The 19,693-nt window shown below is 44.0% G+C and carries 14 protein-coding genes and 1 pseudogene; 7 read left to right on the forward strand and 8 right to left on the reverse strand.

Annotated elements, in window-relative coordinates:
• Positions 1–1,265: 1,265 nt before the first annotated feature.
• Complete coding sequence (locus ACRBG0_RS22620; RefSeq protein ID WP_431489118.1) at positions 1,266–2,231, reverse strand: tyrosine-type recombinase/integrase; 966 nt, start codon at positions 2,229–2,231, stop codon at positions 1,266–1,268.
• 473 nt (positions 2,232–2,704) lie between these two features.
• Here ACRBG0_RS22620 and ACRBG0_RS22625 point away from each other — a divergent pair, with 473 nt between their 5' ends.
• On the forward strand, positions 2,705–2,980 hold the full coding sequence (locus tag ACRBG0_RS22625) for a YciI family protein (RefSeq protein WP_431489119.1): 276 nt from the start codon (positions 2,705–2,707) through the stop codon (positions 2,978–2,980).
• Positions 2,981–3,045: 65 nt separating this feature from the next.
• Here ACRBG0_RS22625 and ACRBG0_RS22630 read toward each other — a convergent pair whose 3' ends face one another.
• Entirely contained in the window at positions 3,046–3,795 is a 750-nt protein-coding gene (locus tag ACRBG0_RS22630) for a YdcF family protein (protein WP_431489120.1), read from the reverse strand.
• Positions 3,796–3,818: 23 nt separating this feature from the next.
• Here ACRBG0_RS22630 and ACRBG0_RS22635 point away from each other — a divergent pair.
• A pseudogene (locus ACRBG0_RS22635) lies at positions 3,819–3,971 on the forward strand (DoxX family protein); the annotation flags it as partial.
• 30 nt (positions 3,972–4,001) lie between these two features.
• On the opposite strand, the gene ACRBG0_RS22640 reads toward ACRBG0_RS22635, so the two are convergent.
• The 3 genes from ACRBG0_RS22640 to ACRBG0_RS22650 form a co-directional block, all read right to left on the reverse strand.
• Entirely contained in the window at positions 4,002–4,523 is a 522-nt protein-coding gene (locus ACRBG0_RS22640) for a TetR/AcrR family transcriptional regulator (RefSeq protein WP_431489121.1), read from the reverse strand.
• A 127-nt stretch (positions 4,524–4,650) separates the two neighbouring features.
• Complete coding sequence (locus ACRBG0_RS22645; RefSeq protein WP_431489122.1) at positions 4,651–6,375, reverse strand: hypothetical protein; 1,725 nt, start codon at positions 6,373–6,375, stop codon at positions 4,651–4,653.
• 501 nt (positions 6,376–6,876) lie between these two features.
• Positions 6,877–7,527, reverse strand: coding sequence for an HAD family hydrolase (locus ACRBG0_RS22650; RefSeq protein WP_431489123.1), 651 nt, complete (start codon positions 7,525–7,527; stop codon positions 6,877–6,879).
• A 188-nt stretch (positions 7,528–7,715) separates the two neighbouring features.
• Between ACRBG0_RS22650 and ACRBG0_RS22655 the strand changes: the two genes are divergently transcribed.
• Positions 7,716–10,652 (forward strand): FAD-binding and (Fe-S)-binding domain-containing protein, encoded by a 2,937-nt coding sequence (locus ACRBG0_RS22655; protein WP_431489124.1) that lies wholly within the window; start codon positions 7,716–7,718, stop codon positions 10,650–10,652.
• Positions 10,653–10,836: 184 nt separating this feature from the next.
• Here the strand turns inward: ACRBG0_RS22655 and ACRBG0_RS22660 are convergent, their stop codons facing one another.
• Positions 10,837–12,558, reverse strand: a complete 1,722-nt coding sequence (locus ACRBG0_RS22660; protein ID WP_431489125.1) for a T9SS type A sorting domain-containing protein — start codon at positions 12,556–12,558, stop codon at positions 10,837–10,839.
• A gap of 177 nt (positions 12,559–12,735) precedes the next feature.
• On the opposite strand from ACRBG0_RS22660, the gene ACRBG0_RS22665 reads away from it, so the two are divergent.
• Positions 12,736–13,566: a universal stress protein gene (locus tag ACRBG0_RS22665; RefSeq protein WP_431489126.1), complete on the forward strand. Its 831-nt coding sequence runs from the start codon at positions 12,736–12,738 to the stop codon at positions 13,564–13,566.
• Between the two features lie 21 nt (positions 13,567–13,587).
• Here ACRBG0_RS22665 and ACRBG0_RS22670 read toward each other — a convergent pair whose 3' ends face one another.
• Both ACRBG0_RS22670 and ACRBG0_RS22675 read right to left on the reverse strand, forming a co-directional pair.
• Positions 13,588–15,363, reverse strand: coding sequence for a S41 family peptidase (locus tag ACRBG0_RS22670; RefSeq protein WP_431489127.1), 1,776 nt, complete (start codon positions 15,361–15,363; stop codon positions 13,588–13,590).
• Positions 15,364–15,698: 335 nt separating this feature from the next.
• Positions 15,699–16,712 carry a threonine aldolase family protein gene (locus ACRBG0_RS22675; RefSeq protein WP_431489128.1) on the reverse strand — a complete coding sequence of 338 codons (1,014 nt, stop codon included), beginning with the start codon at positions 16,710–16,712 and terminating at the stop codon, positions 15,699–15,701.
• Between the two features lie 248 nt (positions 16,713–16,960).
• Here ACRBG0_RS22675 and ACRBG0_RS22680 point away from each other — a divergent pair, with 248 nt between their 5' ends.
• From ACRBG0_RS22680 to ACRBG0_RS22690, 3 genes are all read left to right on the forward strand, one after another.
• Complete coding sequence (locus ACRBG0_RS22680) at positions 16,961–17,980, forward strand: L,D-transpeptidase (protein ID WP_431489129.1); 1,020 nt, start codon at positions 16,961–16,963, stop codon at positions 17,978–17,980.
• A gap of 145 nt (positions 17,981–18,125) precedes the next feature.
• Positions 18,126–18,764, forward strand: coding sequence for a hypothetical protein (locus tag ACRBG0_RS22685; RefSeq protein ID WP_431489130.1), 639 nt, complete (start codon positions 18,126–18,128; stop codon positions 18,762–18,764).
• Between the two features lie 105 nt (positions 18,765–18,869).
• A complete protein-coding gene (locus ACRBG0_RS22690; protein ID WP_431489131.1) occupies positions 18,870–19,676 on the forward strand; it encodes a universal stress protein in 807 nt (268 codons plus the stop codon).
• Positions 19,677–19,693 lie beyond the last annotated feature (17 nt).

Here is a 19,693-nt window from a genome sequence, read left to right on the forward strand (position 1 = left end):
GGTTTGTCAAGTTTTGATTTCGTTGATTGTCGTGTGCATAAAAAAAGAAGCTGACGAGTGATTATCAGCTTCTAAAATATACTGTGTAATAGTACCCAAAATCGTATCCAATAATTTTATAGGTACCGAAAGAAAGAGGCACAAGTAGGATTCTGTCTTAACGAACAAACATAAAACCATTTTACAATACACACTTACTAAGAGGGGTGCATCACACAATAAAAATCCATCTGAAAACATACAATGATCGTGTTTTATTTTTTTTTAAAATAGCCCTACCTCGACAAGCTTTGAAATATAGTGACAACCGCCTAGCATGGCAGGATAAGCAAAGTTGCGGTTGTTTTGTGTTTAGTTAGCGGTTGTTAGAGAAGTATTTTTAATGTTTACCTATGTCCGTGCGTTGATGGAAGAGGATGCTAGATGCAAAAGTGAGTATGGCTACTCATTACTCTCCTTATTTTTTCGAGGGGAGATTTTTGTGATAACAAAAATCTTTGACTCCTCGCATAACTTCACTAGTCTTCAATTTGTGTACATAGGGTTAGTTTTTGTGGACGAGCTTTTGAGAAATACCCATTCAGCTGGCATCCATTTGATAAATCTGAAAATGCTCGCCGGAACCCTTGACCGATAGAAAGGGAGAGGGTACGCTGTTTGTCAGTGTGCTCTTTTTTTGAAATGAGACCAACTAAAGATTGTCTATTTTGTTTGATGGAACATCTTTTTATTGTATATATGAAAGGCATATTCGATGTTTAAGGTGAAATATGTATTTCATGTAAATTGCTATTTGGCCACTGGGATCATAGTACTGAAATAATGTGATTAATATGCCATATCATGAGTAGTATCTTTTTCGCTTGTCTTACAATAGTTGCCATATTTTTACTTATTTGCCATTATGGACTTATACTCCAGGTACATCTTGGGCTGGGATATTTCAAATAGTATGACTGCTAGCTGGTGTATTCAGGCCTTAAAAGAATGCTTAGAATGTAAGCACAAAAAAAACTACCCCAGTAAAACACTAGGGCAGTATATATCAGTAAGGGGCAAATACTCTTTTGTATTCCCCCTTACTATCATCAACGCACGGACTCTCAGTCCGATGTAAGCATTAGCATCATAAAGTGCTGAATAGGAAATTCAAGACCATCTTACATTTAAACTCACACCATAAACAGAGGATTGCTCAACCTCACGCAAGAACTCATTTACAGTATTATGCCCTATCAGTATCTCAAAGAAAAAGCTAATACAATCTATATCAACGCATCCACCTTATCTACCTCAGAATCCGAAAACTTCTGAATATAATGTTGCGTGGTAGCAATAGAGGAGTGACCAAGTGCTTGTTGGATGATTGGCACACCTACATTGTTTTTTACCAGGATATTCGTGTAGGTATATCTGGCGGTATACGAGGAAATAGATTTTTCGATACCGCAGACCATCCCGATATGTTTCAACTGGGCATTGAATACTTTGAGTGTCCTAATAACGTGATGGTACCTAGCCGAAGCGTCCTTAGAAGCCGTATCCATGATCGGGAAGATATATTTACTCCCCTGGTACCTATTGATGATCTCCCACATTTCTGGTGAGATAGCTATGGAGTACATCTTGCCCGTTTTCTGTCTGACGTACTTAAGGCGACCATCAATGATATTATCTCGCGTAAGTTGTGCCGCATCAACAAAGTTTAAGCCTCTACCTCTTAGTAAGAACATAAAAATGTCATAGCTGTGCTGGTATTGAGGATAGTCGTTATAGGGGAAATGCTTAAGTTTATCGACCTCAACAAGCGTTAAAGGCTTAGGATTGTAGTCGCCTTTAAGATGAGCGAAGGAGTATCCGCTCTTATTGAACTGTGTCGCAAACGGATAAGCTTCTTTACTTACTATGCCTCTACGAATCGCTTCGTTGACCGTAGCTCTCAGTTGTCTCATGTAGAAGTGAATCGTACTGCCTTTGATACCACGCTTGGCTAAGAAAATTTCAAAGGCATTGAGAAAATTATACTCGATGTCTTGAAAAGTGATGTCTTTGGCATTTTTCTTAAACTGTTGCAGGATGTTCCATAGCTGTTGGTACTTTGTGGCGTTACCAAACTTACCCTTGTCTTTAAACTCCTGAGCGTACATACGCAAGAATTTACCCAGTTTGCTAGGAGCTTGCTCTTCGTTGAAAAATTTCTTTTTAAAAAGTGGAAAGGAGAACGTTTCCATTTCATTAAGTATCTCCCTGGCACGATGTTCTATCTTTCGGAGTTTGGCATTTTTTTCTTCGTATAAATCGGCTTTAGCGTTGAATCTCCCCGATCTATTGTTCCATTCCGCGATGCTTGCGCTTTCTCCTAAAGAGATATAGTGTTTTTTTCCAAAAGTTTAAGAGATCTGGGTCAGCTTTTCGGGAATTCTTTAGTGGTCTCCGGTCGAAGGTGTACTCTCTTGACTGGGAAGGACTTAAAAATAGGCTGAAACCTTTTTGCAAGACTNNTTCAAATCCTGTCATCCCGACTTAAAGCCTGTTCTTCGGAACGGGCTTTTTTGTTTTAAACCACCTAAGGGTTCTTCTTTTTAACCACTTAAGGCACATAAGTTTTTTTGAACCATGTAAGGGATTATAAGGACATTTAAGGTTTTTTAAAAATAAGGGGATGCAACGTCATATTTACAATCTTCGAAACAAATCCTAAACTATGTGGTATTTGCTCATCTATCAACTGGTCGATAATTACCTGGAAGCACGTGAGGCTTATCGGGCCGACCATTTCAAGCACGTAAAAGAAGCACAAGTCAAGGACGCTTTTTTCATGGGGGGAGCATTTGACGATGGAAAAGAAGCCGGGCTCCTTTTCAAAGTGGGCAACAAACAAGAGGTGGCGCACTTTGTACTTAATGATCCTTATTATAAGGCAGGTCTTGTGACGAGTTGGGAGGCCAAGCTGTGGCATGTAGTGATCGGGCCGGAATAGTATTGACCTACAAAATGTAAACAGAATTAGCTAAAGAGGTGAAGTAGTGCCATCTTTAAAACGGACTATATGTACCCTTTCATTTTATAAATTAACAAGCCTACCCACTCTTTTATTAATATCTCCCAATGCCAGAGCACAGCAGGTTTCGGCAGGAAATAATCAGTAGGATATAACGGACTGAGCGACTGCATGTAGTCTACAGGGTAAGGAATTACTTCAATGCCCTCTTTATTAAAACAGGCTATCGAACGATACATATGCCAAGCAGAAGTAATCAAAACCACAGGTTCGTCTTTATCAATAAAGGCGACACTTTTAGTGGCGTTCTCGTGGGTATTAATGGCTTCATCTTCAAAGATAAAATCACTGATTGGGTAGCCTAGTTGCTGAACAAATGATTTCACTACCGTTGCTTCGGCGATCTGTTCGTGTAGAATTCCACCAGAACCACCTGAAAAAATCAAATTCTTTACTTTCCCTTCCTGGTACAAAGCCAAAGCATGAGTAAGTCTTTCTGCACGTTCACCAAACTCAGGCAATGCATTTTTACGTAAAGTGTTTTCACTCAAATACCCTCCGAGAACAACAGCTTGGGAATAACTTTTTGTCAATTCTACGGGAAGAGGTTCCCACCATCGCAAAGTAAGTTGTAGTAAAGCATTGTTCCCCAATATCATAAATATTGAAAAAGCCGCAACCAGGTATTTACGTCCATTCCTCTGATACTTCCAGATAGCCAACAGCAATAATAGCATCACCCAAACAGAAGGGCGAATTAAAAAGGCGAGCAGTTTACTAAAGAAATAGAACATTAAATCTTATTGTTATCTGTGCAGCTGTCGGGATTATTTTACTGCTAATTGCTGTATTTCCGGCTAATGTTTACCATTTCCAAAAGTCATTGAAAAAGAATAAAATGATTTGGCCTACCGCTATACGGTTACCTATACAGCTGCTTCTGATTTATTGGGCCTATAGCTTTGTATAAACTGAAGCTGTCCAACAGCGTAATCTTCATTTATTCGAGGTATTTATTCAGTAAAAAATCTCGGTATACAGTAGGCTCTTTTAGCGTTCCCTGCAACAAGCCAATAGAAGCACTGTCAATAAGCTGCATCAACATTTCTGTCTCCAGTTCAGGGTCATTTTTGCCCAAACCTGTAAATACAGTTATCAATTTATCCCTCATAGGTTTCATCTTCTTCTTGTGGTCGTAATTGATATTCCATTTCAATTGGAATATCAGGCGCCAAAAATTATAGGCTTCTTCCGGCATATTGAAAGGTAGCTCAATGTATTTACGCAGCGCTTCCAGCGGGTCTTCTTCAGAGGTTATTGGCAAGGTAAGCACGACAACTCGCTCCTCCCCTTCTTTGAGTAAGGCTTCCAATAAACCCTGCTTATTGCCAAAATGCTTAAACAGCAGCCCTTCTGACACCCCAGCTTTCTTGGCGATCGCATTGGTTGAAGTAGCAGCAAAGCCCTGTTTAGCAAACAACTCCAAGGCCGCTTCCATAATACGTTCTTTCTTTGTGGTCAATGCAAAAGTGATTGATTACTTATCAATAGTAAACAATGCTGGTAAAAAGAACAAACTTTTGCCTAAAAAACAACAACAAGAGCTGGACTACCTCCTTGATGGTGGTACGCCAGCTCCTGAAAACAAGCTACTGTCTCAGAAAATCAAACTCCTTTTCATTAATGGAGACATTGTAATACTGCAACTCATAGAGCAATTTGGCCATAGCGGGTGAAAGCTCAACAACAAAGGGCAACTTTTCTGGAAATTCGGTTTTGTACAGCGGAAAGTCAGGGAAATCACCTCTGCTACATTCGTCAATTTCTCGTTGAATTTCTTCACTGAGCTTTTCTTCCCAAACGGGAACAGATTCATTGTAAAACCAAAGAATTTCCACTTCTTTTGCCTTTATCCCCCACCACTTATTGGGTATTGTTGTGGTATTGGTGCGAGCCATCACAGTTGTTCCGTCCGCTATACATTTTTTGAACTGTCCAAAAATTTCATAAAAATCATCTTTCGAAAAAACGTGGTTTCGGGTATGGTTACCGTAGGTGAAATTCCCGAAAAGGGAATAAAAATCATAATCTATCACTTCTGTATTGGAAACAGGGTCTCCTTCTTGGTGAGTAATATCGATTGGTGTGTCCGTATTCACAAATACCACTAGCCTGTCTACATCCCGTTGGAGTAAACTTAACACCCCAAAGTTTTCCAAGCTGCCACCATCCCCAAAACCGTACTCCCTGGCCAGTGTGCCCTCTGCACCTGGCGACCAATACTCTTCACGAGGAATGATGGACCCCAAGGCTAATAAATCAGTCACGATTTCGTCCCTTTCACTTTGAGCAATTGTAACAGCAAAGGCAGCACTACTCGTACCCACCGCATCCGCTAAACGGAAACGGTGATGCTCTGACAATCTGACTTCCGCTAAAGAAAGTGTCTTGTCAATCACTTCAGGTGCATGAATAGGGGAAGATCCGCCCATCGCATACGGCTCAATAAACCCACCGCCAACGGGGAACTTGTCCGTCAAATTCCCAGATTGACCTGTAGCTTCATTGTATTTGGCTGAACCTACACCTAAAGGCGAATAATTCATCACACTCAATGGTGCTGGTGCTTTTATTGGAAAATCAACTGGAGGACTGATGATACAGGAATTCATCACCAAATAAGGCCTGGGAGCATCACCAACTTGGTTGTGTACCAAGTGAAAATCATTTTTTGATAATTTTAATCGTGGAGCACGGCTAATGATACTGTTTACCGAATTTTCATCAAAAGAAAAATAGCGTCTTGCCCGGTCGCCATACAGTCCAAAAGGTTGGAGGTAAACTGCACCAATGGCATCAATCCAGATATCATGGGGAGATTCTTCGAAGCCCAATGTCAGATCATCGGTTGCTAAATTATGTAATAACCTGCGAGATAAGTCCGTCGTCACCGGAGAAAGTAACCATTGTTTAGGCACTGGTTCCTTGAGATAGTCCATAGTAAGGTTCTCTGCTCCCAAAGGCGTTCCCAACAACTCCTTGTCATTTTGAGGGCCCTCTTCTCTGACTTCATAATACGTAAAGATCGACGAGGCCCAGGAACCTCCCGATACAGAAGATATATAGCCGAAGTGTTGCCACATATCAAGATCATAGAGGGCTTTCATCTGTCCGGCAGCACAAGTCATGGCTCGAGTTCCACCACCTGAGAAGCAGACACCCGTCTTTTTTAAATCAAGAGATGCTTCCGGGAAATTCAATTGATCTCCATCGCTCAAATAAAGGTAAGTCTCCGCTTTGCGGGTGCAAGAGAACGCTAAAACTGCAACTAACAAGCAACAAAAGAAGGCTCTGAACAACTGATGGTTGTACATAAGAAATGGGTTTAGGATACCAAATGACCAGCTAAACATTGGGCTTAGCTAGATTTGGTAGCGGTGTGAAAATATGTAGAGGGGAGACTAGTGGATCAACTTGTAAATTCTGTTACACCCAAGCCTTGCTTATTTGCACCTTGCACCTGTGCTTCGTTTCTGAAATCCTCGTGTAGCTACGGCTACACTCCGGTTGCAGTTCCTCACTCAAGCACAAATAAATGGCAACTTAATATAACGAAGCTTACCGGTTGATCCACTAGAAAGGAAGATACAAAAAGGGAGCGATACTTAATTGGTTTTACCCTCCATAATCGTATAAATGCGTAATCGCAATGGTACGATCAGTAGTTCCTTGTGTGCGAAAACTACCGACTAAACTTGTGTAAATGCGTGAATGTATTTATACGAATAGGCTCAGAAAAACACCGCTCTATACCGCTATAATCGTACAAATGCATAATCGCACTGGTACGATTAGCACCGCCAAAACGCCCCCTACTAAGCTGAAAGAAATTCCTCTGGTGTCAGCCCATGATAGTTATCAACAAACTTCAGGATGTTAGGGAAGTGGGCAAACTCTTCTTTAGCATGTGTCGTCGTAACAATAATTGCTTTGGCTCCCGCACGGTAGGCCGCTTCCGCTCCGGTTACACTGTCTTCAAAAACCAGGCAATCTTTGGCCTCCAAGTCGATAGATGCAGCTGCTTTATCAAAAATCTCAGGGTCAGGCTTGCCCTTACTGACGCTACCCGCGTGAAAGATGCCCTTAAAATACGGTGCTAATGCCAAATTGTCAATCAAAAACTGGGCGTTCTCTTCTGGCGCAGCGGTGCCAATAGCCATTGGGATATTCGCTGATTTTGCCTGATCAAGAAATGCTTGCAAACCATCAATTAACTTTAATTGTGGCAGGAATATCTCCCGGTAGGCAGCTTCTTTCTCTCCTGAGATACGTTGGCGATCAGCATGAGTGAAACGGTCACCAAAAAGGCGTTCCAAGATTTCGTTGTTTACTCCGTGTATTTTTTCTTTGACTTCTTCAATGGTCATTTCCAAACCTAACTCTGATAACTTACGTTGCCAAGCTCGGTGGTGAATCATCATGTTGTCGACCATTGTGCCGTCCATATCGAAGAGGAAACCTTTCATTTCTTGTTAGTTTGATGGTTGGATTGTTAGTTGGTTGGTTGGATTGTTAGCACAAAATTACTTCCGACTTTAAAATAGCTGGGTCGCAAATTAAAAGAAAAAAACAAACACGGGCCTATCTTATTGGCCTAAAACTAAACCGATTCTCCTTTCTTCACCGTACCTTTTGAGCTTCAAACTCAGCAAATATGGACGCCCCGAAAATACCAATCACTGCACTCACGACGCTTTCCGATCAGCTTACAGGCCAGCTTCATTTTGACCAATTGCAAAGAGTGCTTTACGCCACAGATGCTTCCGTCTACCGGGCATTACCACAAGCTATTGCACTGCCCGCTACGGTAAAAGACCTAGCGCTTTTGATCCAATTTGCTAACGCCCATCATACTTCCTTGATTCCGCGTGCAGCGGGTACTTCTCTGGCGGGGCAATGTGTAGGAGAAGGCATTGTGGTAGACATTTCCAAGCATTTTACTAAAATCATAGAACTCAACGTTAAAGAACGCTGGGTGCGCGTACAGCCAGGGGTAGTACGCGATGAACTCAATGCCTTTTTAAAACCCCACGGCTTATTTTTCTCGCCCATAACATCTACTGCTAACCGCGCCATGATCGGAGGAATGGTGGGCAATAATTCATCAGGCACTACCTCTATCGAATACGGAACAACCAGAGATAAGGTGGTCGAAATGGAGGTGCTGCTGGCTGACGGGGCAAAGGCTAGCTTCGGAGCACTCTCGCCCGATGAGTTGCCCCAAAAGTGTGCGCTCCCCGGTCTTGAAGGTGATCTCTACCGTCAAGTCACCAAGGTACTGAACAACAAGGAGCAACAAGCCGAAATCAGGGAGCAATTCCCCAAATCTAGCATTCATCGCAGGAATACCGGATATGCGGTCGATGCATTGCTGGAGACCGCTGCTTTTACAAATAATGACACTCCATTCAACTTTTGCAAACTCCTCTGTGGTTCGGAAGGGACCTTGGCTTTCACTACAGAAATAAAGCTCCAACTTGACCCTTTGCCTTTGCCCGATCATGTGGTGGTCGCTGCTCATTTTTCGGAGCTAGACCAGAGTATGCGCGCCACCCAAATTGCGATGCGCCACCAGCCCAGTGCTTGCGAATTGATGGACAAGATCATTCTCGACTGCACCAAAGAAAACATCGAATACCGTAAGCACCGTTTTTTTATTGAAGGAGATCCTGCAACGGTACTCATGGTTGAATTACGCGCTAGCAGTGTCGAAGCAGCACAGGCCGAAGCCAACCTACTCATTGAGGAGTTAAAAGCACAGGGGTTGGGCTATGCTTATCCAATCATTCCTGCGGCACAAACCAAGGCGGTATGGTCATTACGCAGTGCAGGATTGGGCTTATTGGCTAATATACCCGGTGATGCCAAAGCCGTTGCTTGTATTGAAGATACGGCTGTAGATTTGGATGACTTGCCTGAATACATCCGCGAATTTTCAGAGCTAATGAAAGGCTTTGATCAGCAACCCGTTTACTATGCTCATGCCGGAGCGGGGGAACTACACCTACGCCCCATTCTGGATTTAAAAAAGGAAGTGGATGTTCAAAGGTTTTACGACATCAGTCTGGCGACTGCCAAATTGGTCAAAAAATATCGTGGTTCGCTAAGCGGGGAGCATGGCGATGGTAGAGTACGTGCCGCCTTTATTCCACTGATGGTTGGAGAAAAAAACTACGCCCTCTTTCGGGAAATAAAGCAGACCTGGGACCCAAATGGCATCTTCAATCCTGGAAAAATTGTGGATGCACCACCCATGAATAGTTCTCTCCGCTATGCCCCTGAACAACCGGACCGCTCCTACCCTACTATTCTGGACTTCTCAGACGCAGGAGGTATCCTTCGCGCTGCTGAAAAGTGTAATGGTTCTGGTGATTGCCGAAAATTGCCGCTTTCAGGAGGGACCATGTGCCCTAGCTACCAGGCCACCCGAAACGAAAAAGACACCACCAGGGCCAGGGCCAATACCTTGCGCGAATTCCTGACAAAAAGCGAGCAAAAAAACGCCTTTGACCATCAGGAAATCAAGGAAGTGATGGACCTGTGTTTGTCTTGTAAAGGCTGCACCTCCGAATGCCCATCCAACGTGGATATGGCTGGATTGAAAGCGGAATTTCTGCATCAATACTATCAGAGCAATGGCATTCCACTGCGTGCACGGGCTTTTGCATATATCAATACTTTTAACCGAATTGGAAGTCTTTGGCCAGGTTTATACAATCTTCTGCTGACAAACCCGCTTACTGCTGGATGGAGTAAAAGATTGTTACAGGTTGCTCCTCAGCGGACTTTACCAGGCATTCACTCTCAATCTTTACGCACTTGGTTAAAAAAAACGTTTCGACCACAAGCGAAGAGCTACCGCCAAAAGGTTTACTTTTTTTGTGATGAATTCACCAACTACAATGATACACCCATAGGCCAAAAGGCTATTCTCTTACTGGATCAGCTGGGATATGAAGTACTGTTGGTGGATCATCCTGAGAGCGGGCGGGCAGCTATCTCCAAGGGGTTGCTCGCGCGCGCGAAAGGGCTGGCCGAGGCCAATGTGCATTTGTTTAGCGATCTCATTAACGAAGACACACCACTATTGGGGTTGGAACCATCAGCTATTCTCAGTTTTCGGGATGAGTACCCACGACTGGTTGGAGAACCGTTGCGCGAAAGCGCAAAATCACTGGCTCCTCATTGCCTATTGATTGATGAGTTTCTGGCCAAGGAAACCCGAGCTGGGCACATCACCTCTGAGGCTTTTACGCGCGAAGAGAAACATGTTCTTTTACATGGTCACTGTCACCAAAAATCGCTCAGCAAAGTGGAAGATTCCGTTTGGTTACTTTCCTTACCGGAAAACTACAATGTGGAAGTTATTCCTTCGGGTTGCTGTGGTATGGCCGGAAGCTTTGGCTATGAAGCCGAGCATTATGAAGTGAGCCAGCAGGTCGGAGAGCTCGTGCTTTTTCCTGCTGTGCGAAAAGCTCCTACCGCAACGATCATTGCGGCCACAGGAACCAGCTGCCGCCACCAGATTGCAGACGGCACCCAGCGAAAAGCGATGCATCCGGTAGAGGTATTGTATGAAGCTTTGTTATGATTTTAATTGGGCATTATGCAAAAAAGAATCAAAAGGAGCTGTTAATGCGAAATGTGGAGCATGTAGCTCGGCTGATCCCGATTCATCGGGAGAGCAGGCCCAAGGGATGGGCAGCCGCTCTGCTCCATAGGCACGAAAGCACGGCCCCAAAAACAATACTGCCCATTAAATTAAACATGAAACACTACCGCTTGACCACTCGCAATTGCTGTAACTGACTTCCCCATTGAAGTTCCAATACATACCAACCTGAAGGTAAAAATGAAGTATTGATCAAAGTAGAAGGACTTTGCAAGCTTTGCCAAGCCAGCACCTCCTGCCCTGCCAGGTTTAGTAATCGGCAATTGGCATTGCTGGCTTCCTGAGGGAGCTGAATCGTAAATTGATTGCTATGCGGATTAGGGAAGACTTGCACGGTTGTTGTCAAGGTGTTTTCTGTGCCTGTAAGCGCTGGTTCCACTTCCCATGTCCTGGAGCAATTCGTCGCATCTGTCACAGTCAAGGAATAGGTTGTATCTGGGGTCAGGTTAAAAATCTCGGGGTTGGTACCCCCATTGCTCCACGAGTATTGGTAAGGAGGAGTGCCGCCCTGTACTTGGGCAAAAGCACTGAGTAGATTGTCTGTCTGTAGGTCGAAATAGAAATTAGCACTGAGCGGTTGCGGCTCGTTGATAATGACGGAACGTGCCTGCCCGCAACCAGAGGCAGAAAGAACATAGGTATACTCCCCACCTGCGAGGTTATCGACGGCCATTCCATCTGCGCCATTGCTCCACGACAAGGCAAACGGTGGCTGGCCTCCATTGACCTGCAAACTTACGGCACCATCTTGTGCACCGAAACAACTTACATCAGCAACTGAAGCCGAAATGCTCAAAGGCGGAACGTAGTTGATCGTAAAATCTTTGATTACTTCACAGCCCTCACTATCGGTGAGGGTAAGTGAATGCATGCCTGCTGACATCCCTAATAAATAAGGGCTCGCAGTGCCTGTTGACCATTGATAATCAAAAGGTGCCGTACCATTAATGGGCTGCGTAGCTACCAGAATTTGACCGTCGCCACAACCGTAACCGATCTGTAAGTTAGCCAACATATCGGGGCCATCCGGCAATGCGACTACTGTATCCAATAGGCAATTGTTTTCATCTGAAATAGTAACAGGATAGTTACCGGCAGTCGCATTTACCTGAGAGGCTCCGTTGCCTCCTGCGGCCCATTCGTATTGATATTCGCCCACTCCACCTTCGATTTCGAGTAGAATACTCCCATTGGCTGCGCCACTGCAAGAGGGAAGTTCGGTATTGGTTTCTAATGCTAGCGATGGCGGGCCTTCAATTCCTACCACTCCTTTTTGGCTACAGCCTTGTTCGTCTTCTAAAAAAAAGAGGTAATCACCCATACAGAGTTCAGAGCGATTGGGGCTCGTACTCGGGCTATCGGCCCAGCTGACGGTCAACTCACCAGTACCACCGCCCACTTCCATAAAGATCTGACCATCACAAACCGTCGCACAAGTGAGGTATTCTACTGAAATATCGGTCACCAGAATCGGCGGAGGTGCTATAATACTCGCCATTGTTGTCATCATTACACCGGCGGCATCTGTTATTTTAAGCACATAATCATTGGCCTCTAGTCCACCAGTGACCGGCCCAAAGGGACCTTCTTCCAACTGTGATCCTGCTGCAAAAACGAAAGGATTAGAAACTCGAGACCATTCATAACTATAAGGAGCCTCTCCGCCTGAAACAGTCCAATTTAACTCCCCATTGGTTTCACCATAACAATTTAAAAGAAAATCCTCTGCCTCAACAGCAAGGGGCATATCCTGGGCATTGGCAATACTCCCTGCTAAGATGGCCCCAATGATGCCAATAATGGTAAAAACCTGTATAGTGTTCATGGTCGCTTTCGTTCTTCGACAAAAATAAGGCTTCGCGTCAAATAATTGAGAAAAGACTGATAATTCCCATTTTAGCTGGTGACAAAAATCACCATCATAGGAGATGTTGCGGCTTATTTTTGAAACAAAGAGAAGGCTCAATTTATTTTTGTGCTGTCCTCTACTCAATCCTTGTTTATGAAAATCTTGTGCCCTACCGATTTCTCCAATGTTGCGAATTATGCTTTTGATGCCGCTTGCCTGTTGGCCAAGGCTTTAAAGGCTGAGCTACACTTGTTTCACAACAGTGGCACTACAGCATTTATTCCCAACGAGTTTGATCATGAAACCTACGCCCCTTATCAAGATGCCATTTCCTCTGCTGCAGAGCAGCAGTTAGAGATCTTGAAAAAGAATGGTCTTGCCCGCAAAGTAGCTATCGCGACTCACCTCAGTTATGGCGACTTTCTGGGCAATCTTCAAAATTTAATGGCACAAACCAAGTTTGATTTCGTGGTTATGGGTTCACATGGCGCTTCAGGGAAGCGGGAATGGCTGATAGGCTCCAATGCTCAAAAGGTCATTCGAAAAATACATACCAATGTTTTGATCATCAAAGAGCCACTGCCTGAACTGCGGCTGGAAAAAGCGGTCTTTGCGACAGGTTTACTCCCCGATGATCAAATAGCATTTCGTCATTTTTTAGACCTCACGGCTATACTCAACATCAAAGAGGTTCATTTATTGAGTATTCACACTTCTGGTATCTTCAACCCACCGCAAATTGTCATGCAGGAAGCCCTCCAGGATTTTGCGGACATCGCCGAAGGTTATGCCTGCCATACGCACTACTATGATGATATTTCAGTGGAAGCAGGTATACGCCACTTTACCCAAGAACAGCGTATGGACCTTATCGCTATTGCCAACCACCCACGGGGGCCACTGAAACGCATTTTCAGAGGCAACACCGTAGAAATGGTTGTTAATCACGCAGATGTACCTGTTTTGAGTATTGATTTCCCTTAATGAGGAATACGTCTGGACAACTTATTCGTTAATGAGTCCAATGGTGAATTGCTTGACGCGATCTACCTTGTTCAAGTAGTCATCAATACCTTGTGTAACGTAATGGTCAGGGAGAATCCCAACTTCATCAGGAAGCGAGGTAGCTGTCGTTACATGCGTATTGTTGGCTACGTAATATTGTAGTTTCGTATTTGAAAGCCTACAAACCGTTTGTCCGGCGGAACAAAATTGATTAGAGCCCAATTCTTCGCCTACAATAACCCCCAGGTTCAAGACCTTGACCATAGACATGAAATGACCGGTGGTAGAGTTTCCGTTTCCATCGATCAAAAAGTAGCATTGCCCCTTAAAAGCATTCTCAAAGGGAGCCTTTGGCTTTTGTGTTTCGCTTAGCTCTTCTTTTCCTTCATATCCAGCAATAGAAGAATAGGTAAAAGGCTGATTGACGAGATACCTGAGCAAATAGATACTGGACTCTGGCGAACCTCCCCCATTAAATCGAACATCGACGATGAGGTTTTCTACTCCTTTTTCCGTGATTTCGACAAAGGATTTGTCAATATATTCTTCAAATACATTGAGGTTATTCCAAGGGTAAAAATTGAAGGAAGAAACCGTTAGGATGGCTGTTTTATTGTTATCCAACATTTCCAGGCACAAAGGTTCCCCACAAGATGCGATAGATGGATCGCGATATAAGTTTTGATAGCTTTCGGCCTGGTTCAAGACGATAGGAGCTACTTTTCCATTTACGGTGACTTCATAGGTTTCAGGAAAACCAAGTGCAAAAGGAATCATCCCTGTGGCCCAGGTATTAAACGCATGCTTTTTTGTTGTCTCCACGTATCCCTGGGATGAGATATGCTTGTAAATATCACCGATGACTTCGGCGACGGGCACTCCGTTTATACTCAATATTTCATCCTTGATGGCTACATTTTTTTCATTATTCAGAGGATCAATAACAAACAATTGATCATTGACCCATCGTACTTGAATCGGAAACCTCAGCGAGAGTGGCAGCATTTCATTTTCCTGGTTAAAACGCCCCATGGAGGTATGTGAGCAATTGAGGTTGGCAATTATTTCAGTGCAATGCCAGTTGAATTCGGCGTAGGTTGTTTGATCTGTAACCAGTGATTTTTTCTCTTCAACAACCTTCCAAAAGTCTTCTTCCGTAATAAACTTCAGTGCGTTTGGGTGCACCTCTAGTAGTTTGTTCCCCAGTTGATCCAAATCTTCTCGGTACTCCTTTGCGGTAAAGACCTTGGCAAACTTGTCTGTAGGTTTTTCAAGTGCTTTTTCCGGGTGCTTCATCAGCTCAATTTGATCTTCCGCATTGAAGTTATCAGGATTGAGTTCCAATGATTTTTCATAATTGGCAATGGCTTGTTCGGTATTTCCCAATACCATATACGCCTCGCCCAAGCTGTCATAAGGATTTGAAGAATCGGGAAATTGCGATACGATTAGTTTAAAAATGGCAAGTGCCTCTTCATTTTCTCCACTCCAAAGCAAGGAGTAGCCATACATCGTCATTTCATCCTCGTTTTCAAAATTATAAGCATTGGGGCTTTCTTTTTTCAAGCGGAGATAGAGCGCGACCCTTTCTTCCACAGAAAGGTCTCCATTTTCCTGAAGCACTTTTGCGATGGATAGCTTGGCTGCTTCATCAGTGATTGTACTTGAATCATCCCCTTTTTCGCCGACCAAAGCTGGCGATTTTTCCATACGGCAAGCGGTGAAACCAAGTATTAGGGGAGCAAAAAAAGTAAGGAGTATTTTTAACTTCAGCATTGTAAACATTTATAGTCTGGATGAAAAAAATCAGGTACTTTACAAGCATGAAGCTATAGAAAATACGACTACAGGATGCCTGATTGAATCCGTTTAACAGCTATATAACATCTGCATTAAAGCTATAGCGAGCTTGCCATTTCAGTTCACTTGCTTCGTATTCTCTATCATTTTTTGTTTTCCAATCCTTTACAGAATCTCTCCGGCCTAGCGATGTGCAGTAGTGGCCCCGCAAGGGCCAGACCCCAGGTTCTACTGGGGGCCGAACGAATAGAGAGCTACGCAACGTAGCGCCCACGCGAAAGCGTGGGAGGCCCCACCCGCTTTCCCTCAATCTACCAATTCTCCAAAATGTCCTCTACCCTACCCATCATTTCTTCCGTCACATCCAAATGAAAGGTGAGCCGAATGGTTTGAGGGCCGAAAGCAACGCCCAGTATTCCTTTCCCTTCCAGTTTTTCCAGGAAATCAGCAGCCGTAATCTCTCCGGCAAGGTCGAAAATGACAATATTGGATTGAACGGGCCTAACGCTTTCCACATAGTCTTTGGTTGCCAAAATTGCTCCAATTTTACGAGCGCGCTCATTGTCGATGGCCAGTCGGTCCACATTATTCTTCAGCGCATAAAGGCCAGCAGCAGCGAGGTAGCCGGCCTGGCGCATTCCTCCGCCCATAACTTTGCGCAGACGGCGGGCTTTCTTTATAAAACCTGCATCGCCCAATAGCAAAGAACCAACGGGGGCGCCCAGGCCCTTGCTCAGGCAAATGGAGATGCTATCAAAGGCGGCTCCCCAATCAGAGGGCGACTCCCCGGTTTCTACCAATGCATTAAAAAGGCGGGCGCCATCAAGGTGCAGGGCCAATCCCTTTGCAGAACAAAGCGCCCTAATGGGTTGAATTTCCGGCAATTGATAAATACTACCGCCGCCCTTGTTGCAAGTGTTTTCGATTACAACTAAACGAGACACCGGCAACCAATCGAAATCGGGCTTTATGGCAGCAGCTATTTGGTCGGCAGTAATCTTCCCATTGGTGCCCTGGAGCAAGTTCATGCTTACCCCTGAATGAAAGGCGTAGCCGCCTGTTTCGTATTGGTACACGTGGCTGGTATAGTCGCAAATCACCTCATCTAGTGGCTGGGTATGTGCCTTGATAGCGATCTGGTTGGTCATCGTTCCTGAAGGGCAGAAAAGGGCCTTCTCTTTGCCAAAAAGCGAAGCAGCATAAGTTTCTAGTTCATTGATGGTAGGGTCTTGTCCAAATACATCATCCCCTACTTCGGCCGCCATCATTGCGGCCAGCATGGCCTGGGAGGGCTTAGTGACGGTATCGCTTATTAGGTTTATCATGTTGGATTGTTTTTTTCTAAAAGCTAAATAAGTTAATATTTACAACATATTGCCACCGCACCCAGAAAGATATTAGGAACGTGTGGTTCATTTCGTGCCTTTCGTTGGGGGAACTTCATTTAGCAACAACCCAATCGTACCAGTGCGATCATACATTTGATAAAAATCATACTATACCCTACAGAAACATCAGCTAACAAACACTCTGAATAACTGATATTAATAGCCTAACCAAGGTTATCCCGATCATGACTTATCTGAAACATCAGCGATATGTATTTCGCTTTCTTCTTCTTCTTGGGTTATTAGGCCTAACGTTCTCCGATTGTAGTGCCCCCGAGGTTGGAGAATTCCCCATTGACACCAGTGTAACAGCAATTATTCCTCCGACTGATAAAAAGTACCATGTAGTGCAACAAAACGTACTCCTCAAAGACTATTTCAGCTTTTTGGACAAGACCATTCCTGTTTTGGATACCATGGTCCCTTTTCCTCTTGATGAATACCTTTTAGTTCAACATAATTCATGGATTATTGATACGCTCGAAAATACCGACTACTACCGGCAAAAAGAAGTTGGAAATGTTGTCCTCGATGCCGGGTTGATGACCGTTTTAGCACTTGGAGACACCTTGTTTTTGCCCAATGAGGCCGATTATCAAAAAGCCCTTCAATTGCGGTCACAAACGATAATTGATGTGAACATTCCTGAATTTCGGTTACGAATCATGGTGGGAGATAGCATCTACTATACTTTTCCGGTAAGGGTGGGCCAAAACCGAAGTAAATACCTGGCCATGGCTGGCCGCAAAGTAGATTTACGCACACATGCTGGCGAGGGTACCATTGTACGTATTAATCGAAAACCATCCTTTATTAATCCATCCAACAATCACCCTTATACCAGCACTCAACGGGATGATGGTATTCGAACTGCACTACCATTGGTGCCTTGGATTGAACCGGCCATTAATGGGCAGCGTTATGGGCAATTGATCCACCCTACGACCAACCCTGTCACCCTTGGCAAGGCTTATTCAAACGGATGTGTAGGTATGGCAGAAGGGCCTATGTGGCGGGTCTATTATTATGCGCCATTAGGTACAAAAGTTCGGTTTCGCTATGACCTGGAAGTTCCCAGCGCTGATGGGAATAGCATTCAACTTCCTGATATTTATCCTGATTATCACACTAAGCGGCCGCTTGCCAAGGCAGACTTGTTTCCCTCAAAACAACTGGATGCCCTCTCGATTTGTGATTGTCGATAAGGTATTGCTAAAAAACAGCTTACGGGGTTGAAACGGCTGATTAATAGACTGGTCGCAATAATAATTGCCACCTACACCATTCACGAACCAACCCAGTTGCATAATTGTTATTCTTTAAATTTAAACGCACTAAAAGCTCTACGATATGAAACCATTTACTACCCTATTCCTGCTCTCTTTTCTACCCCTGACCCTGACGACTAGCTGTGGCATTACACAAAAATCTCAACTCAATACCAATAAAGAAAAACTGAGTATTGCCATTGTCCCCTGTGAAGTTGTAGGACTTAAGCATCTCCCTTTTGACTATTCCTTGTCACAGCAACTTGCAATCCAGACCTCCATTAGTAGTAAATTGCAATCAACAGTTTACCACGAACTAGCTGATCAGCTAGACGCCCATTATCCCACTTCTTTGACTTTGCAGTCGCTTACTGAAACAAATGCATTGTTAGATATAAAGGGAATATCTTTGAAAGAAAGCTGGGAACTACCCACTGCTACACTCGCTAACTTACTGAATGTAGATGCAATTTTGAGAATATCGATACAAGATTCTCCTGCTAACGTTACCAGGACCTCAGGAACCAACAACAATCCTGGCGCACCACAAGATGATAACAACATTTGGCAAGACACTGGTGAGACTTTTGTTTCGGCTGGTTTATTTGATGGTGATTCAGGTATACCTTTATGGAGTACTGGATCACCTAAACAGCTAGGCCGAAAGCACGAGGTTATTGCGCGTAGGATTGCACGTAGGGTCAACCGTTTCTTCCCTTAGCACCTGACATTAATCATTCCTTCTACTAACAGGGGTCATTTCTCCTTCACAAGGCTATGCTTAATTTTGGTTTGACACCTCTAGAGAGGTATAAAACCAAAGCACATGAATATCCTTTGTCCCATTGATTTTTCCAATACTTCCGTTAAAGCATGTGGATGGGCTGCACGCTTTTTGCAGCAAACAGGAGGAGGGAAACTACAACTTCTGCATTGTGTGAATGTCGTTAGCCGATCAGCGATGTTCATAAAAATGGACGACATCTTTAAAGAACAAGCAGAAAACGATTTCAAAGAGCTTTTACCAAAAGTCAGGGCCCTTGCCCCAGACGTGGAGGTGTCAGCAAATATTGTTTTTCGAGATCCCAAGACATTCATTCCCGACTATGCCGGCCATCATAAATTTGACCTCATTGTCAATGGTACCAAAGGCCTTACGGCACTCAAAGACATAACCGTTGGTAGTGTTACCGCTTACCTAATGGATCGTAGCCCGGTGCCTTTACTTACCATACCAGAAGAGGCCGATTTTCGTCCTGTTCAGAAAATCATTTTGGGTGTCGATTCTGAAGTCACTGAAGCGGCTGCGTTTCAAACTATCATAAACTTGGCTCGCAAAGCAAAAGCTGAATTGGTTTTTGTAAACACGAACGAAGACATTACTTCCATAGAAGAGACAGAGGCTTTCACCTTGCAAATAGAAGGTATCAGTAGCAAAGGCTTCGTCATTCCGCAGGGTGTCTCTATTCCTCAAACACTGACCGATTTCAGTGTGGAACAAGAGGCCGACATCCTGGTGCTGATACACCGCAAGCGGCAATGGTACGAAAGACTCTTTAAAACGAGTGTTGCCAAAGAAGAGCTTTTCAAAATCAAAACACCTTTGTTGATCCTACCGATGGATGCTGAATAACCTTTCCTTCACTTCAA

Source organism: Lewinella sp., assembly GCF_050633125.1.
GTDB lineage: Bacteria > Bacteroidota > Bacteroidia > Chitinophagales > Saprospiraceae > Lewinella.